Origin of the sequence: Streptomyces sp. NBC_00289 (assembly GCF_041435115.1) — a bacterium.
In the GTDB taxonomy this organism is placed as follows: domain Bacteria; phylum Actinomycetota; class Actinomycetes; order Streptomycetales; family Streptomycetaceae; genus Streptomyces.
Genome location: NZ_CP108046.1, coordinates 5,658,007 through 5,675,377, shown reverse-complemented (window position 1 = coordinate 5,675,377; position 17,371 = coordinate 5,658,007). Strand labels below are relative to the sequence as shown.

Here is a 17,371-nt window from a genome sequence, read left to right as displayed (position 1 = left end):
GCCCCACGGACATACCGAAAATGCGAGGCTTGTGAGGATTGCCGGAGTGAAGACGGAAGTCCGACTCCCGACCTCGACCCCCCACCTGGTTACCCAGCTCCCGTCGCGGATCCTCCTGCGCGCCCCCGCCCATGCATCCATGCGCCCCGGATGCGGAACCGATGCTCCTCCCCGGCGCGCGACGGCAGGGCCCACCCCCGTAACTCCAGGTGGGTGCGGGAGTTGAGCTCAGCGTGGAAAAGACGATCGTGGGTATCGAAGCCGCTCAGATTCCGAAGCAACGCGGGGAATCGCTGCTGGAGACAGCCGTACGCTACGCCGAGGAGCGACACTGGGACGTCTTCCCCGGCACCTGGCTGGAAGCCGTCGACGGGGTGCAGCGCTGCTCGTGCGGCGACCCCGCGTGCGCCGCCCCCGGCGCACATCCGGCGCGCGAGGACTGGGCGACGCAGGCGACGGGAAGCGCGACCGTCGCCCGCCGGATGTGGTCGAAGCAGCCCAAGGCGTCGATCCTGCTGCCTACGGGGCGTACGTTCGACGCCCTGTCCGTGCCGGAGACCGCGGGATTCCTGGCGCTGGCCCGGATGGAGCGGATGGAGTTGACGCTCGGTCCTGTGACGCTGGCCCCGGATCGCCGGATGCACTTCTTCGTGCTGCCGGGGGCGTCGGCGAAGGTGCCGGAGCTGGTGCGGAAGCTCGGCTGGACGCCCTCTTCCCTCGACCTGGTCGCGCTCGGGGAGGGTTCCTACGTCGCCGGGCCCCCCACGCGGTTCGGCTCGCGGGGGGCCGTGCAGTGGGCGTGCCGGCCCACGCCGGCGAACCGGTGGCTGCCGGACGCGGAGGAGTTGATCTCGCCGCTCGCCTATGCGTGCGGCAGGGACCGGTAGCCCCTTCGCCGCCCGCGCGTGTGGCGGGGACGCGTCCGCCCGGTCGCGGTCCCGCGGGGGCCGCGGGTTCGTCGTCGCCTGTCGTGCCGTTCCCCGCGCCGCTCGGTGGTGTGGGTCCCCCGTAGGGTTCCTTCATGACGTCGGAAGCAGTGGCGGGGGCAGCGGCCGTACGCGTGCGTGGGCTGTGGAAACGGTTCGGGCAGCAGGTCGCCGTGGCCGGGATCGATCTGGAGCTGCCCGCGGGGAAGTTCATCGGCCTGGTGGGTCCCAACGGCGCCGGGAAGACCACCACCCTGTCGATGGTGACCGGACTGCTGCGGCCCGATCAGGGGAGCGTCGAGGTCGTCGGGCACGACGTCTGGCGCGATCCCGTCGAGGTCAAGGCGCGGATCGGGGTGCTGCCGGAGGGGCTCCGGCTCTTCGAGCGCCTGTCGGGGCGTGAACTGCTCGTCTACTCGGGCCGGTTGCGCGGCCTGCCCGGTGCCGAGGTCGACAAGCGGGCCACCCAGCTCCTCGACGTCCTCGACCTGGCCGGAGCCCAGCACAAGCTGGTCGTCGACTACTCGACCGGCATGCGCAAGAAGATCGGGCTGGCGGCCGCTCTCCTCCACAATCCCGAGGTCCTCTTCCTCGACGAGCCCTTCGAGGGTGTCGACCCGGTGTCCGCGCAGACCATCCGGGGCGTGCTGGAGCGGTACACGGCATCCGGGGCCACCGTCGTCTTCTCCTCCCACGTGATGGAGCTCGTCGAGTCGCTGTGCGACTGGGTGGCCGTCATGGCGGCGGGCCGGATCCGCGCCCAGGGCACCCTCGCCGAGGTGCGCGGGGACGCGTCCTCGCTCCAGGAGGCGTTCCTCGAACTCGTCGGGGCGAGCGGCCGCGCCGCCGGTTCCGATCTGGACTGGCTGGGCGGCGGGGCGCGATGAGCGCCGACGTCACCCCGGTCGTCGTACGGCTGAAGCTGTCGCTCCTGCGCAACGGGCTCAGGCAGTCCGGCGGACGGCGGGCCGCGTACATCGCGTCGGCCGTCGTGACCCTGCTCGTCGCCGCGCTGCAACTGCTCGGTCTGATCGCGCTGCGCGGGCACGCGCACGCCGAGTCGGTGGTGGTGCCGCTGGTCGCGGTGCTGGCGCTCGGCTGGGCGGTGATGCCGCTGTTCTTCCCCAGCGGCGACGAGACCCTGGACCCCACCCGCCTGGTGATGCTGCCGCTGCGGCCCCGGCCGCTGGTGCGGGCGCTGCTGGTGGCCTCCCTGGTCGGCATCGGGCCGCTGTTCACGCTGTGCCTGCTGGCCGGTTCCGTGGTCTCACTCGCACACGGCGGTGCCGCCTACGTCGTCGGCGTCGTCGGTGTGGTGCTGGCGCTGCTGGTCTGCGTGGCCCTCGCGCGGGCCGTCGCCGCCGCCAACGTACGGCTGCTGACCAGTCGCAGGGGCCGGGACCTCGCGGTGCTGAGCGGGCTGGTCGTCGCCGTCGGGGCGCAGTTGGTCAACTTTGGGGCGCAGCGGCTGGGCTCCTCCGGCCTCGCGCAGCTCGATCCGGCCGCCGAGGTGCTGCGCTGGGTGCCGCCCGCGTCGGCGATCGGCGCCGTGGACTCGGCGAGCGAGGGGTCGTACGGCGTCGCGGTGGCGCAGCTCGCGCTCGGCGCCGGGGCGCTGGTGGCGCTCCTCGCGGTGTGGTCGCGGCATCTGACCCGGCTGATGACCGCGCCCGACGGGTCCACCCTCCAGTCCGCCGACTCCCCCGCGCGCGAGCGGACGTCGAGCGGTCTCGCCCGGCTGTTGCCCGCCGGGCGCACCGGCACCGTGATGGAACGCAGCCTGCGCTACATCTGGCGCGACCCCAAGACCAAGGCGGCCTGGGTGACGTCCCTGGCCATCGGGCTGATCGTGCCGGTGTTCAACGCGCTGCAGGGCACCGGCTCGATCTACTTCGCCTGCTTCGCCGCCGGAATGCTCGGCATCCAGATGTACAACCAGTTCGGGCAGGACACCTCCGCGTTCTGGATGGTCGCGCTGACCATCTCCTCCGCCCGGGACGCCTACGTGGAGCTGCGCGGCCGGGCGCTGGCCCTGCTGGCGGTCACCCTGCCGTACGCGACGCTGGTCACCGTGCTGACGACGGCACTGCTCGGCGACTGGCGGAAGCTGCCGGAGGCGCTCGGCCTGTCCTTCGCGCTGCTCGGCGCGATGCTGGCGACCGGCGCCTGGACGTCGGCCCGCTTCCCGTACTCCATCCCGCAGGAGGGCTACAAGAACGTCGCTCCCGGGCAGGCGGGGCTGGCCTGGATCGCGATCTTCGGCGGCATGGTCGCGGCCGCACTGCTGTGCGCCCCCCTCATCGCGGCGGCGATCTGGCTGAACGTGAGCGCCGTCGGCGACACCTGGGCCTGGCTGCTGCTGCCGGCGGGAGCGGGATACGGTGCGGCGCTCACGCTGCTCGGCCTGCGGCTGGCCGCCCCGCGCACGGCCCGGCGGCTGCCGGAGATCCTGGCGGCTGTCAGCAAGGGCTGACCGCCGCCCTTTCCCGCCTGCCGGTGTGTCCGGTCCGTCCGGCCCGCGCGGTCTGCCCGCCCGGCCTACGGCGAGGTGAGCACGCCGTCGAGGAAGGGCTCGATGGCCGCGCGCCAGGCCTCCGGCTGGTCGTAGTGGATGAGGTGGCCGGCATCGGCGACCTCCGCGTACTCCCCGCGGGGGAGGACGCGGACCATTTCCTGCGCCTCGGCCCGGCCGAGTTCGCCGTCGAGGCCGCGGACGACCAGGGTGGGGCACCGGACCTGGGCGAGCTCTTCCCAGTGCGCGTCGAACACCCAGGTCTCGCGGGACTCGAGCATCTGCTGCGGCTCGAAGACCGGACGCCAGCCGTCCGGGGACTCCTGCATCACCTCGGCGTAGAACGCGCCACGGGACGGGTTGGGGCGTTCCACCCAGGGGTCGTCCTCGCCGAACCACTTGCGCACGTCGGCGAGGGTCGCGAAGGGCATGGGCCAGGCCCTGAACCAGTCCTCCCACTCGCGCTGCGAGGCGGCGCCGAGGGCGGAGGCCCGCATGTCGCAGATGACCACCCCGCGGACCAGGTCGGGGCGTTTGGCGGCGAGCTGCCAGGCGGTCAGGGCACCCATGGCGTGGCCGATGAGGACGGTGGGGCCGAGGCCGAGCTGCTCGACCGCGGCCTCGGCGTCCTCGACGTACGCCTCACGCGTGTAGGACGTCCGCGGCGGCTTGTCGCTCTGGCCGTGTCCGCGCTGGTCGAGGGCGACGGCGCGGTGCCGCTCGGAGAGCCAGCGGGCGGTGGAGGCCCAGTGGGAGGCACGGCCCATCAGGCCGTGCAGTAACAGCACGCCGGGGGTGTGCCGGGGCTCCCCCGGCAGGGCCCGGCCGGCGGGCGCGGACCCGTCGGGCGGCGCGGACCCGTCGGGTGGTCCCGGCTGGTTCGGTACGAGGTTCGCCGGGTCGGCCTTGGGAGGGTCCCCGAACTCCCAGGCCGCCAGGCGTACGCCGCCCGCCCCGGTCACGTCGATGCGTCGCGCCATGGTCCTGGCACCCCCCTAGCTTCGCGTACCGCTGTCCTGCCGGTGTTCTGTGCACATCCTTGTAGCGCACGCCCCGCCTGACCCGTCACCCCGCAGGCTATCGAATAGGTATTCGAGAATGCTCTTTCTGCGAGCAACACCCCTCGTTCGAGTGACCCCCCTCAAGGAATGATCGCCGCCGCCGCGGGGAGATCTCCAACGGGAGGCGGACCGCTCGGGGAAACCGGTCCGCGGGGAATGACCCTGGGAGCTCGGGGCTCCGGGTCAGCACAGGGGAGGACAGGCCCCGGCGCCACACGGCGCCGGGGCCCTCTGTTCGTCTGCGACGCATCCTCCCGCCCCCTCCTCGGCCCGAGAACCACGCTCCCAGAGCCATGGCCCAGAGCCCCTCGGGTCATATGCCTCACGCGACAGCCTCGCACGCGAAGCGTTCGAGCGCTGCGCTTCGGAACACTCAATCTCGGTTTCGACGGCATCGGGGTCGAACCCGACGGCGGATCACAACTGCCCCGCCCGCCCCGCCAGTTGACGACCCACGGCCGGGACGACGGCCGCTCTCGCGCCGGTCGGCGCCCGGGTCAGCGCTTGGCCACGAAGACGTGCGAGGCGACGTCCGACTCCAGCTCGGCCGCCTCACCGCCACTGCCCACCAGGACACCGCCCGCCGACTCCGTCACGCTCACCACCGAGCCCGGCTGCACACCCGCGCGGCGCAGCGTGTACATCAGTTGCGCGTCCGTCTGGATGGGCTCGCCGATACGGCGCACGACGACCGTCTTGCCGTCGACGCCCGGGTCGAGATCGGCCAGCGACACCATGCCCTCGTCCAGGAACGGGTCCGCGCCGTCCTTCTCGCCCAGCTCCTCCAGGCCCGGGATCGGGTTCCCGTATGGCGACTCGGTCGGGTGCCTCAGCAGCTCCAGCACGCGCCGCTCCACCGCCTCGCTCATCACGTGTTCCCAGCGACACGCCTCGGCGTGCACCTGCTCCCACTCCAGGCCGATCACGTCGACGAGCAGACACTCCGCGAGGCGGTGCTTGCGCATCACCCGCGTGGCCAGGCGGCGGCCCTCGTCCGTGAGCTCCAGGTGGCGGTCGCTGGCGACGGACACCAGGCCGTCCCGCTCCATCCGCGCCACCGTCTGGCTGACCGTCGGCCCGCTCTGGTCGAGCCGCTCGGCGATCCGGGCGCGCATGGGGACCACACCTTCCTCCTCCAGCTCGAGGATGGTGCGGAGATACATCTCCGTGGTGTCGATCAGTCCGGACATACGTGCCCCTCGATTAGCTCTGCCGGAAGCGCGACGGCTCCGCGGCGCGTGCGCTGGCCCTGGACCCAATTCTGACGCATAGCACTGACAACCGTGCCGCGCCGTCGAAACCGGGGAGTTACGGGCGCGTACACACACGTGTCCGGCCGCCCCGGCCGCCGGACGACCGGCGGCCCCGCGCGGCCGTATTGACACCACACTGGTCCAGACCGCACCGTGATCCACCGTGATCCGCGACACAGACCTCCGACGCTCGGAAGGGCCCCGTATGAGCGACCACACGCTGGCCGGCCAGTTCTTCGACGCCGCGATCGGCCTGCTGCGGCGGGTCCGCGACGAGGAGGCCGACAGCATCGACGCCGCCGGCGTCCTCCTCGCCGACACCGTCGCCGCCGGCGGCCGCCTCTTCGCCTTCGGCGCCGGCCACTCCTCGCTCGCCGCGCAGGACGTCGTCTACCGGGCCGGCGGGCTCGCCCTGATGAACCTGCTCGTCGTCCCCGGCGTCGTCGGCGTCGACGTCATGCCGGCCACGCTCGGCTCGGCCCTGGAGCGGGTGGACGGCCTCGCGAGCGCCGTCCTGGACTGCTCACCGCTCCGGGCGGGCGACGCCCTCGTGGTCATCTCCCTCTCGGGCCGCAACGCGCTCCCCGTGGAAATGGCCGTGAAGGCCCGCGCGCTGGGCGTGAAGGTGATCGGCGTGACGTCGGTGGCGTACGCGACCGAGACGAGGTCCCGGCACGTCTCCGGGACGTACCTGAAGGACCACTGCGACATCGTTCTGGACTCGAAGATCGCGATCGGCGACGCGGAACTCACCGTGGACACCGTCCCGGCCCCCTTCGCCCCCGCCTCCACCGTCGTCACCTCGGCCCTCCTCCAGGCGGTCATGGCCACGGCGGCCGGCTCCCTGGCCGACCGCGGCGTCGAACCCCCGCTCCTGCGCTCCGGCAACGTGGACGGCGGCCACGCGTGGAACAACCGGGTGATGGAGGAGTACGGCGACCGGATCTTCTACCACCACTGACCGACGGGGCTTGCCACCGGCCGAACAGGGGCCACGCACTCAGGCACCCGTCCCGCGCGCCCCGCGGAACGGCCCTTGCGCTACTCCTCCTCCGCCGCGCCCGCCAGGTCCAGTGCCGCCGCGATGCGGGCCGCCACGTCCTCCGCGTAGGTCGCGTCGGTCCGCTCGAACCGGCTGCGGCCGGCGCCGCGCAGGAACGTGACGACGCCCAGCGTCCGGCCCCGACTGCGCAGCACCGCGCACAGGGCGTGCACCGCGTCGCCCGGCCACTGCCGGGCGAGGGCCCACTCGCGGGCCTGGTCGGCGGGTACGGAGCCGACGCTCGCCCGCACCGAACCGGCCCGCTCCACGCACTGCAACGCCGGATGTCCCTGCCCGTACCGCACGGGCAGCCCGGCCTGCCCGGTGAGCAGGCTCGGGCCCGGTGCCCCGGAGGGCGTGGCGGCGATCCGTACCAGCCGGACCGGCGCCGCGGCCTCCGCGTCGGACAGCGCGCCGCCCGCGACCCGGTCGATCACGGCGTGGTCGGCGAACCCGGCGAGCGCGAAGTCCAGGTGGACGGTGGCCGCCTCGCGCGGGTCCTCGCACTCGGCGGCAGCCCGCGCGGCCCGGTGCAGCTGGTTGGTTCTGAACCTCAGCAGCGCGGCCTCCTGCTCGCTCTGCTTGTTCTCCGTCACGTCCTGGAAGAGCCAGCCGACGCCGAGCGGCACGGGTTCCTCGGCGAGCGGCGAGGCCAGCCGCAGGAAGCCGCTGCGCCAGCAGCGCCGCTGCTCGCCCTCCGGCGTGCGCACGCTCACCCAGATCTCGGCGGGCGCCGGTGGCGCTCCCTCGGCCAGCACGTGGGTGAGGGCGCTCTCCAGATCCTCCACACCCTGCGCGAGCAGGTCCCCGAGCGGCCGGCCGAGCACGGAGGTCCGCCCGATGCCCAGGGCCTGGGCCGCGTGCGCGTTGACCACGGCGGGCCGCAGGTCGACGTCGACCAGCACGACACCCCAGCTCGCGTCCTCCAGGAGCGCCTCGCTCAACGCGATGGAGCGCTCCAGGTCGATCTGCGCGTGCACCTCGCTGAAGGCGCAGTAGACGCCGGCCGGTTTCCCGTCGGGCCCGCGGACGGCCGCGGACTGCGTCCGCACGAGCACCCGCCCGCCGTCCTTGGTCAGCAGGGCGAACTCGTGCACCTGGCGGCCGGGCGCGTGCATGGAGGACATCAGCCGCCCCTGGACCTCCTCGGCGTCCGCACGGCGTACGGCCCACCCGGCGAACCCGTGCCGCCCCACGGCCTCGGCCGCGGTCCAGCCCAGAATTCGCTCCGCCTCCCGGTTCCAGTGGGTCACCACACCGTCCGCGTCGAAGGCGCACAGGGCCGCGTCCATGCCGTCCAGCAGGGCGGCAAGAAGATCCGAACCACCGGGTCCCTCGGGACCTTCGCGCCCGGGTTCGTCCGGACCGAGCTCGTCGGTGGTCCCACTACGCCGGGAAGCACTCACCTGGACCCCCTGCCAAGCTGCGTCCGCACGTACGGCGCGTCGGTTCGCTCACTTGCAATCATCTAACTGGAACGTGACGCAGCACACACCGAGTTCCCGCAAGATTGAGGGAATCGTTGTGCGCCGGAAACGCTACGGCCTGTCACCAGCGGGTCCTGCCCCAGGTCATGGACGCCGCCTACCGCGGCTCCAGCCGCATGTCCAGCCACTCCGCGGTCTCCCCGTCCAGCACATACCGGTCGGTCTCCACAAAGCCGCGCGCCCTCCCGAACCGCACCCCGTCCTCGTTGACGGCCAGGACGCAGGTCTCGATCACCCGGGCGCCGAGCACGCGCGCGTGCGCGAGGCCCTTGTCGTAGAGCGCCGTCCCGAAGCCCTGGCGCCGGAATCCGGGCAGTACGCGCGCGATGACGGTGGCCACCGCGTCCTCGCCCACGGGCGGCCGTACGGTCGAGCAGCCCACCAGGACGTCACCGAGGTAGGCGTTCTCCAGGTGGTTGCGTCCGGCGCGCTCCCGCGCCTCGTCGAGGTTCATGGCGGCGGGCGGCACGACGACGTTGTGGACGTGCCGCCACTCCTCGATCATGGCGTCGCCCGCGACCGGCTCCATGCGGAGAACTGGCTCTGTTCGAAGATCAGACACCGCAGCAGAAAACCGCACGGCCGGTCCGGCGGTCAACATCTCGGAAAAACCTGTTGATCGGTGCCCGATCGCTTCTTAGGGTGGCTGCAACGCTGAAAGGAGGTGATCGGGTACATGAGTGAAACCCGGACGCGTGAGGTGGCTGCGGGCTAGCGGCCCGTCATCCATCCATTGCGGTGTCAGGCCAGCGTGTGCGCGTCACACGCAGCCGGCCTAAATCCAACGCAGTCACCCGACCCGCGAGCTCGCCGGTGAGTCCGGCCGGCTCCCCCGCCTCACGGCGGAGGACCGAGCTCGCGGGTCGCCTGCTTTCCGCGTCCCGCGCGTCCCGTCGTGCTTCGGCGTCAGCGGGAGATGTCCCCGTACCCCTCGACCTCCTGCGGCCCGCGCGTCCCGGGACCCACGTAGCGGGCGGACGGGCGGACGAGCCGGCCCGTGCGCTTCTGCTCCAGGATGTGGGCCGACCAGCCCGCGGTACGGGCGCAGCTGAACATCGACGTGAACATGTGGGCCGGCACCTCGGCGAAGTCCAGCATGATGGCGGCCCAGAACTCCACGTTGGTCGCCAGGACCCGGTCCGGGCGGCGGTTGTGGAGCTCTTCCAGGGCGGCCTTCTCCAGGGCCTCGGCGATCTCGAAGCGGGGCGCGCCCAGTTCGCGGGCCGTACGGCGCAGCACGCGGGCACGCGGGTCCTCGGCGCGGTAGACGCGGTGGCCGAAGCCCATCAGGCGCTCGCCCCGGTCCAGGGCCTGCCTGACGTACGCCTCCGCGTCCCCCGTCCGCTCGATCTCCTCGATCATGCCGAGGACGCGGGAGGGAGCCCCGCCGTGCAGCGGCCCGGACATGGCCCCTACGGCGCCGGACAGGGCGGCCGCCACGTCCGCGCCCGTGGAGGCGATCACCCGGGCGGTGAAGGTGGAGGCGTTCATGCCGTGCTCGGCGGCGGACGTCCAGTACGCGTCGACGGCGGCCACGTGCTTGGGGTCGGGCTCGCCCCGCCAGCGGATCATGAAGCGTTCGACGACGGACTGCGCCTTGTCGATCTCGCGCTGCGGCACCATCGGCAGGCCCTGGCCGCGGGCGGACTGGGCGACGTACGACAGGGCCATGACGGCGGCGCGGGCCAGGTCGTCGCGGGCCTGCCCGGCGTCGATGTCGAGAAGGGGTTTCAGGCCCCACACCGGTGCGAGCATGGCGAGCGCCGACTGGACGTCCACGCGGATGTCGCCGGAGTGCACGGGGATCGGGAACGGTTCGGCGGGCGGCAGGCCGGGGTTGAAGGCTCCGTCGACGAGCAGTCCCCAGACGTTGCCGAAGGAGACGTGACCGACGAGGTCCTCGATGTCGACGCCCCGGTACCGGAGGGCGCCGCCCTCCTTGTCCGGTTCGGCGATCTCCGTTTCGAACGCGACGACTCCTTCGAGCCCGGGTACGAAGTCGGACATCAGGCGGCTCCTCACGGTGTGTGCGACAGATGTGTGCGACAGAAGGTGCTGGGGCTGCTTCGGGTGGGACCGACGGGGTGGTGGATGCGGCGGACGGTGTGCCCGCTCGGCGGATCCGCGGTCGCGTCCGAACCCCTGATGTTCGAGGACTCGCGGTCCTGAGCGGTCACCCCGGTGATGCCCGGTGTGCCCGGCGGTCACCCCACCGGGGTGGCACCAGCACCATATCCCCGGGTGTCACCTTTGGGGAGTGGTCGCGGCACTGAGTGCCACCTCCGTGCTGTGGGGCACCGCCGCGGGGGCACCCGTCGATGCGGCAGGATGACCGGGTGACCGAACCGGACGCCCCCCTCGATCCCGCCACGATGCGCAAGCAGTACCGGGCCGAGGGCCTCGCCGAGGCCGACCTGGCCGCCACCCCCGTGGAACAGTTCGCGCGCTGGTTCCAGCAGGCCGCGACGGAGGGCCACCTCTTCGAACCGAACGCCATGATCGTCTCCACGGCGGACGCGGAGGGCCGGCCCGGCTCCCGCACGGTGCTGCTGAAGCAGTTCGACGAGCAGGGCTTCGTCTTCTACACCAACTACGACTCCCGCAAGGCCCGCGACCTCGCCGAGAACCCGTACGTCTCGCTGCTGTTCCCCTGGCACCCGATGGCCCGCCAGGTGATCGTGACGGGCGTCGCCCGCCGTACCGGCCGCGAGGAGACGGCGGCGTACTTCCGCACCCGCCCGCACGGCTCCCAGCTGGGCGCCTGGGCCAGCGCCCAGTCCTCGGTCGTCGCCGACCGCGCCGATCTCGACGTCTCCTACGCGGAGCTGGCCGCCCGCTATCCCGAGGGCGAGCAGGTGCCGGTACCCCCGCACTGGGGCGGCTTCCGGGTGGCACCCCGGGCGGTCGAGTTCTGGCAGGGCCGCGAGAACCGCCTGCACGACCGGCTGCGTTACGTGGCGGAGGCGGACGGTAGCTGGCGGGTGGAGCGGCTCAGCCCCTGAGGGCGCGGTCCGCGCGCCCCTTCAGTCCAGTACCTCGTCCAGCAGGACGGCCCACTGCGCCACCACCCGCTCCCGCCGGCCCGCGTCGTCGGTGAGGAGGTTGGCGAGGCCGAGCCCGCGGGCCATGTCCAGGAAGCCCTGGACGGTTTCGCGCGCGCCGGGGCGGGACTCGTCGGCGCCGAGCAGGTCGACGGCGATGCGGTGGGTCTCGCGGCCCACGCGCGCCTCCAGTTCGGTCACCCGGGGGCGCAGCTGCTCCTCGTTGGAGGCGGCGACCCACAGGTGCAGGGCAGCGCGGAAGAGCGGGCCGGTGTAGAGGTCGACGAGGGCGGTGACGACGGCGCGCCGGTCTTCCGCCGCACCCTCGGGGAAGAGGGCGCGCAGGGCCGTGGAGCGTTCCTCGGCGACGTACTCGACCGCGGCGGTGAAGAGGTCCTCGCGGGTCGGGAAGTGGTGCTGGGCGGCGCCGCGGGAGACACCGGCGCGTTCGGCGACGACGGAGACGGTGGAGCCCGCCCAGCCGTGTTCGGCGAGGCAGGCCAGGGCGGCTTCCAGGAGCCGCTGCCGGGTGGCCCGGCTGCGGTCCTGCTTGGGGACGCGTTCGCGTTCGGCCGTGCTCAGCTCACACCACCCATGGAGGGTCCCGTCGTTCGAGGAAGGCCGTCATGCCCGCACGGGCGTCGGCGGAGGCGAAGAGGCGGGCCGAGAGCCCGGCCAGTTCACCCGCGTCCTGCTCGAAGCCCTCCAGCACCTTAGCCGTGAGCAGCGCCTTCGTCTCCGCCAGGGCCTGCGGCGAGGACCGGCGCAGGCCGTCCAGGACGGGGGCCAGTACGGCGTCCACATCCTCGCCGGCCGCCGTCAGCAGGCCGATGCGGACCGCCTCGGCCGCGTCGAAGCGCTCGCCGGTGAGGTAGTAGCGGGCGAGCGCGCGCGGGTCGGTGCGCGGCAGGAGGGGCAGCGAGATCACCGCGGGGGCCACCCCGATCCGAACCTCGGTGAAGGCGAAACCGGCCTCCGCCGACCCGGCCGCGATGTCGCAGGCGCCCAGCAGGCCGAGCCCGCCCGCGCGGACGTGTCCGGTGACCCGGGCGACGACCGGTTTGGGCAGCTCGACGATCTGCCGCAGCAGACCGACCAGCGCGTCCGCGGGCGGGGGGTCGCGCAGGTCGGCGCCCGCGCAGAAGGTGTTGCCGGTGTGGGTGAGGACGATCGCGCGTACGGCGTCGTCCTTCGCGGCGTCGGCCAGCGCGTCCGCCAGTTCGCCGACGAGGGCGGCCGACAGGGCGTTGCGGTTGCTCGGCGAGTCGAGGCTGAGCGTCTCGACGGCACGCGCGCGGGTACGTCCGATCAACGTCACGAGCCCTCCTGGGGTTCCCTGAGCTGCCGGCGAAGGATCTTGCCGGAGGCGGCGCGCGGCACGCCGGCGATGAAGGTGACCTGCCGGACGCGTTTGTAGGGGGCGACACGTTCGGCGACGTACATCATGACCTCGCCCTCGGAGAGGCCGGTGGCGGTGGGCTGGCGGACCACGTACGCGTGCGGGACCTCGTTGCCCTGGTCGTTGTACGTGCCGATGACGGCGGCGTCGGCGATGCCGGGGTGGGTGAGCAGGAGGGCCTCCAGTTCGGCGGGGGCCACCTGGAAGCCCTTGTACTTGATGAGCTCCTTGACGCGGTCCACGACGAACAGCCAGCCCGCGGCATCCACATGGCCCACGTCCCCGGTGTGCAGCCAGCCGTCCGGGTCGATCATCGCGGCGGTGGCGTCGGCCTGTCCGAGGTAGCCCTTCATGACCTGGGGGCCGCGGAAGAGGATCTCCCCGGGTTCTCCGGCGCCGAGGTCCTTGTCGGGGTCGTCGAGGGACACGATCCGCATCTCGGTGCCCGGTATGAGCTTGCCGACCGTGCCCGGGGGCGCCTCGTGCATGGCGTCGAGGGGGACCACGTGGGTGCCCGGCGACAGTTCCGTCATGCCGTACGCCTGCCCGACCGGCGGCAGGCCGAGCCGCCGCGAACAGGCCGCCGCCAGTTCGGCGTCCAGGGGGGCGGCGGCGCTGATGACGTACTTCAGGGACGACAGGTCGTACTGGGCGACCGCCGGATGTTTGGCCAGGGCCAGGACGATCGGCGGGGCCACGTACAGGCCGGTGATGCGGTGGTTCTGGATCGCCGCGAGGAACGTCTCCAGCTCGAAGCGCGGCAGCACGACGACCGTGGCGCCCAGGCGCAGGGGCGCGTTCATCAGCGCGGTGAGGCCGTAGATGTGGAAGAAGGGCAGCACCGCGAGGATGCGGTCGCCGGGGCCGGCCTTCATGACGTGTTCGAGCTGCGCGAGGTTGGTGGCGATCTGCCGGTGCGTGAGCATCACGCCCTTGGCGGTGCCGGTGGTGCCCGAGGAGTACGGCAGGGCGGCCACGTCCTCGGCGGGGTCGATGGCGACCTGCGGTTCGGGGGCCGTCGAGGCCAGCATGTCGATGAGCGAGCGGTGTCCGGGGGCGCTGTCGCAGACGAAGATCTCCTGGACTCCGCCGGCGATCTCGGCGGCCCGGCGCGCGGTCTCCAGCAGCGGTGACACGGTGACGATCCAGCGGGCCGCCGAGTCGCCGAGCTGCTTGGCGAACTCCTCCGCCGTGGCGAGCGGGTGCACGGTGGTGACCGAGGCACCCGCGCGCGTGGCCGCGTAGAAGGCGGTGGGGAAGGCGACCGTGTTGGGGCTGTGCAGGGCGAGGACGTCCCCCTTGCGGACGCCCGCCTCGGCGAGCGCGGCCGCGATGCGCCGGTGGAAGCGGTCCAGTTGCTCGTACGTGAGGGTGGTGCCGTCGGTGCCGTCGACCAGGGCCGGCGCGTCACCGAACTCGGCGGCCCGGCCGAGCACCGCCTCGTGGATGGGCAGTTCGACGGGCGTGACGTCTGCGTACTCGCTGCGGAACACGGTTCCTCCTGGCGCGACTGGCACGGCGGTGTGCTGTTCAGTACGACTTGGGCAGGCCGAGGGTCTGATGGGAGACGTAGTTGAGAATCATCTCCCGGCTCACCGGAGCAATACGAGCCACGCGGGCGGCGGTTATCAACGAGGCGAGCCCGAATTCCCGGGTGAGCCCGTTTCCGCCGAGGGTGTGCACGGCCTGGTCGACGGCCTTCACGCAGGCCTCCCCGGCCGCGTACTTGGCCATGTTGGCGGCCTCGCCGGCCCCCACGTCGTCGCCGGCGTCGTACAGGTGGGCCGCCTTCTGCATCATCAGGCGGGCGAGTTCGAGGTCGATGTGCGCCTGGGCGAGCGGGTGGGCGACGGCCTGGTGGGCGCCGATGGGGGCGTTCCAGACGGTGCGGTCACGGGCGTACTCGACGGCCCTGGACAGCGCGAACCGTCCCATGCCGATCGCGAAGGCGGCCGTCATGACGCGCTCGGGGTTGAGGCCGGCGAAGAGTTGCAGCAGGCCCGCGTCCTCGTCGCCGACGAGGGCGTCGGCGGGCAGCCGTACGTCGTCGAGGGTCAGCTCGAACTGTTTCTCCGCGCCGTGCAGCTCCATGTCGATGGGACGCCTGACGAAGCCCTCGGCGTCGCGCGGGACGATGAACAGGCAGGGCTTGAGACGGCCGGTGCGGGCGTCCTCCGTGCGGCCGACGATCAGGGTCGCGTCGGCGATGTCGACGCCGGAGATGAACACCTTGCGGCCGGTGAGCAGCCAGTCCCCGCTGTCCGGGTCGCGGCGGGCCGTGGTGGTGATGCGGTGGCTGTTGGAACCGGCGTCGGGTTCGGTGATGCCGAAGGCCATGGTGCGGGTGCCGTCCGCGAGGGCGGGGAGCCACTCCCGCTTCTGGGCGTCGGTGCCGAAGCGGGCGATGACCGTGCCGCAGATGGCGGGTGAGACGACCATCATCAGCAGCGGGCAGCCGGCCGCGCCGAGCTCCTCCAGGACGATGGAGAGTTCGGCGATGCCGCCGCCGCCACCGCCGTAGTCCTCGGGGAGGTTGACGCCCAGGTAGCCGAGCTTGGCCGCCTCCGACCAGAGTTCGTCGGGGTGGCGGCCGTCGGCGATGACCTTGGTGATGTAGTCGCGGCCGTAGCGGTTGCCGAGGGCGGACACGGCGGCACGGAGGGCCTTGTGTTCCTCGGACTCGATGAGGGTGGTCATGTGGCTCCTCGGGAAGGGTCTTCTGCCGTCTGGAGTGTGCGAGTTCGTCGTGGCCGGTACGCGCTCACGCGGTGGGCCGCGCTTCGGAAACGGCCCTAGGTGGCCTGTACCACCGCCAGCAGGGTGGCGACCTCGATCTGCTGGCCGGGCGTGGCGTGCAGGGCGGTCAGCGTTCCCGTGTGGGGGGCTGTGATCCTGTGTTCCATCTTCATCGCCTCCAGCCACAGGAGGGGCTCTCCGGCGGTCACGGCGGCTCCCACGGCCAGGCCGTCGGCGATCCGGACCACCGTGCCCGGCATGGGGGCCAGCAGGGAGCCCGGGGCGTGCCGGTCCGTCGGGTCGGGGAAGCGGGGCAGGGCGGTCAGGGTGGTGGCGTTGACGTACACCCGGTCGTCGCCGTACCGCGCCACCTCGAACTTCCGCCGGACGCCCTCCACTTCGAGGACGACGAGATCGGCGTCCGCGTGCACGACCCGCACGCCGTCCGCCTCCAGTCCCGCGCGCGTGTGCCGGTAGTGGACCTCGTGTTCCTCGCCCGCCGTCTCGTACCGCTTGGTCTGCGGCCGGGAGGGCAGGTTGCGGAAGCCGCCGAAGCGGGAGGCGCGGGTGTGGGCGTCGGCGAGGGCTGCCGCCAGGGGGGCGTGCCGGTCGGGTGCGGGAGCGGTCAGTTCGCTCAGGTGACGGTCGTAGAAGCCGGTGTCCATACGGGCGGCGCTGAACTCCTCGTGCCGCAGGGAGCGGACGAGGAGGTCCCGGTTGGTGGGCGGGCCGTGCACGGCGGCCCGGTCCAGGGCGGTCGCGAGCCTGCGGACGGCCTCCGCGCGCGTGGGGGCGTGGGCGACGGCCTTGGCGAGCATGGGGTCGTAGTGGACGCCGATGGTGTCGCCGTCGGCGTAGCCGGTGTCCAGGCGGACGTCCGGGACGGCGAGACGGTGCAGGGTGCCGGTCTGCGGGGTCCACCCGCTCGCCGGGTCCTCGGCGTAGAGGCGGGCCTCGACGGCGTGGCCACGCGCGCGTGGGGGGTCGCTCTCCAGGGCGTGGCCTTCGGCGACACGGATCTGCAGGGCGACCAGGTCGAGGCCGTACACGGCCTCCGTGACGGGGTGTTCGACCTGGAGGCGGGTGTTCATCTCCAGGAAGTGGGCCCTGCCGTCGGCGGAGACGAGGAACTCGACGGTGCCCGCGCCCTCGTAGTCCACGGCGCCGGCGGCTCGTACGGCCATCCTGAGCAGGTCTTCGGTGAGTTCCGGCGTCAGACCGGGGGCGGGGGCCTCCTCGATCACCTTCTGGTGGCGTCGCTGGAGGGAGCAGTCGCGGGTGCCGAGGGCCCAGACCGTGCCGTGCGTGTCGGCGAGGATCTGCACCTCGACGTGCCGGCCGCCCTCCAGGTAGGGCTCGACGAAGACCTCGCCGTCCCCGAAGGCGCTCGTCGCCTCGGCGCGCGCGGCGGCCAGTTCCCCGTCCAGGGCGGCGAGTTCGCGTACGACGCGCATGCCCCGCCCACCGCCGCCCGCCGCCGCCTTCACCAGCACCGGCAGGTCGGCCTCGGTCACCTCGGTGAGGGGGGCCAGGCCCATCAGTTCCTTGGCGCGGGTCTTGGACGCCATCGCCTCGATGGCCTCCGGGGGCGGCCCGACCCACACCAGCCCGGCGTCGCGGACGGCACGCGCGAAGTCGGCGTTCTCGGAGAGGAAGCCGTAGCCGGGGTGGACCGCGTCCGCGCCGGAGGCGACGGCCGCCTTCACGATCAGGTCGGCGCGCAGGTACGTCTCGGCGGGCGTCGCTCCCGGCAGCCGTACCGTCGCGTCGGCCACGCGCGCGTGGAGGGCGTTCTCGTCGGCGTCGGAGTGCACGGCGACCGTCCGGATGCCCAGCTCGCGGCAGGTGCGGAAGATCCGGCAGGCGATCTCGCCACGGTTGGCGACGAGGACAGTGCTGATCAACGTGAGCCCC

15 protein-coding genes are annotated in these 17,371 nt (G+C 72.7%); 5 read left to right on the top strand and 10 right to left on the bottom strand.

What is annotated here, in order from left to right:
• Positions 1 to 233 precede the first annotated feature (233 nt).
• The 3 genes from OG985_RS25755 to OG985_RS25745 all read left to right on the top strand — a co-directional run bounded on the left by OG985_RS25755 (position 234) and on the right by OG985_RS25745 (position 3,399).
• Positions 234 to 887, top strand: a complete 654-nt coding sequence (locus tag OG985_RS25755; RefSeq protein WP_371670701.1) for a bifunctional DNA primase/polymerase — start codon at positions 234 to 236, stop codon at positions 885 to 887.
• A 134-nt stretch (positions 888 to 1,021) separates the two neighbouring features.
• Entirely contained in the window at positions 1,022 to 1,813 is a 792-nt protein-coding gene (locus OG985_RS25750; RefSeq protein WP_371670700.1) for an ABC transporter ATP-binding protein, read from the top strand.
• Complete coding sequence (locus tag OG985_RS25745) at positions 1,810 to 3,399, top strand: transporter (protein ID WP_371670699.1); 1,590 nt, start codon at positions 1,810 to 1,812, stop codon at positions 3,397 to 3,399. Before OG985_RS25750 ends, OG985_RS25745 begins: the two co-directional genes overlap by 4 nt.
• A gap of 65 nt (positions 3,400 to 3,464) precedes the next feature.
• On the opposite strand, the gene OG985_RS25740 is transcribed toward OG985_RS25745, so the two are convergent.
• Complete coding sequence (locus tag OG985_RS25740) at positions 3,465 to 4,418, bottom strand: alpha/beta fold hydrolase (protein ID WP_371670698.1); 954 nt, start codon at positions 4,416 to 4,418, stop codon at positions 3,465 to 3,467.
• A 578-nt stretch (positions 4,419 to 4,996) separates the two neighbouring features.
• Positions 4,997 to 5,689, bottom strand: a complete 693-nt coding sequence (locus tag OG985_RS25735) for a metal-dependent transcriptional regulator (protein ID WP_371670697.1) — start codon at positions 5,687 to 5,689, stop codon at positions 4,997 to 4,999.
• A 268-nt stretch (positions 5,690 to 5,957) separates the two neighbouring features.
• On the opposite strand from OG985_RS25735, the gene OG985_RS25730 reads away from it, so the two are divergent.
• Positions 5,958 to 6,713, top strand: a complete 756-nt coding sequence (locus tag OG985_RS25730; protein ID WP_371670696.1) for an SIS domain-containing protein — start codon at positions 5,958 to 5,960, stop codon at positions 6,711 to 6,713.
• A gap of 80 nt (positions 6,714 to 6,793) precedes the next feature.
• Here the strand turns inward: OG985_RS25730 and OG985_RS25725 are convergent, their stop codons facing one another.
• The 3 genes from OG985_RS25725 to OG985_RS25715 all read right to left on the bottom strand — a co-directional run bounded on the left by OG985_RS25725 (position 6,794) and on the right by OG985_RS25715 (position 10,288).
• Complete coding sequence (locus OG985_RS25725) at positions 6,794 to 8,200, bottom strand: PAS domain-containing protein (protein ID WP_371670695.1); 1,407 nt, start codon at positions 8,198 to 8,200, stop codon at positions 6,794 to 6,796.
• 178 nt (positions 8,201 to 8,378) lie between these two features.
• Positions 8,379 to 8,810: a GNAT family N-acetyltransferase gene (locus tag OG985_RS25720; RefSeq protein WP_371670694.1), complete on the bottom strand. Its 432-nt coding sequence runs from the start codon at positions 8,808 to 8,810 to the stop codon at positions 8,379 to 8,381.
• Positions 8,811 to 9,187: 377 nt separating this feature from the next.
• Positions 9,188 to 10,288, bottom strand: a complete 1,101-nt coding sequence (locus tag OG985_RS25715) for a citrate synthase 2 (RefSeq protein ID WP_371670693.1) — start codon at positions 10,286 to 10,288, stop codon at positions 9,188 to 9,190.
• A gap of 311 nt (positions 10,289 to 10,599) precedes the next feature.
• Here OG985_RS25715 and pdxH point away from each other — a divergent pair, with 311 nt between their 5' ends.
• Complete coding sequence (gene pdxH / locus OG985_RS25710) at positions 10,600 to 11,283, top strand: pyridoxamine 5'-phosphate oxidase (protein ID WP_371670692.1); 684 nt, start codon at positions 10,600 to 10,602, stop codon at positions 11,281 to 11,283.
• A 21-nt stretch (positions 11,284 to 11,304) separates the two neighbouring features.
• Here pdxH and OG985_RS25705 read toward each other — a convergent pair whose 3' ends face one another.
• The 5 genes from OG985_RS25705 to OG985_RS25685 form a co-directional block, all read right to left on the bottom strand.
• The gene (locus tag OG985_RS25705) at positions 11,305 to 11,904 is read right to left on the bottom strand and encodes a TetR/AcrR family transcriptional regulator (RefSeq protein ID WP_371674492.1); all 600 of its coding nucleotides are present in this window, start codon (positions 11,902 to 11,904) and stop codon (positions 11,305 to 11,307) included.
• Position 11,905: 1 nt separating this feature from the next.
• Entirely contained in the window at positions 11,906 to 12,640 is a 735-nt protein-coding gene (locus OG985_RS25700; RefSeq protein ID WP_371670691.1) for an enoyl-CoA hydratase family protein, read from the bottom strand.
• On the bottom strand, positions 12,637 to 14,214 hold the full coding sequence (locus OG985_RS25695; protein ID WP_371670690.1) for a 4-coumarate--CoA ligase family protein: 1,578 nt from the start codon (positions 14,212 to 14,214) through the stop codon (positions 12,637 to 12,639). Before OG985_RS25695 ends, OG985_RS25700 begins: the two co-directional genes overlap by 4 nt.
• 37 nt (positions 14,215 to 14,251) lie before the next feature.
• Positions 14,252 to 15,418, bottom strand: coding sequence for an acyl-CoA dehydrogenase family protein (locus tag OG985_RS25690; protein WP_371670689.1), 1,167 nt, complete (start codon positions 15,416 to 15,418; stop codon positions 14,252 to 14,254).
• A 95-nt stretch (positions 15,419 to 15,513) separates the two neighbouring features.
• Positions 15,514 to 17,361: a biotin carboxylase N-terminal domain-containing protein gene (locus tag OG985_RS25685; RefSeq protein ID WP_371670688.1), complete on the bottom strand. Its 1,848-nt coding sequence runs from the start codon at positions 17,359 to 17,361 to the stop codon at positions 15,514 to 15,516.
• Between the last annotated feature and the right edge of the window lie 10 nt (positions 17,362 to 17,371).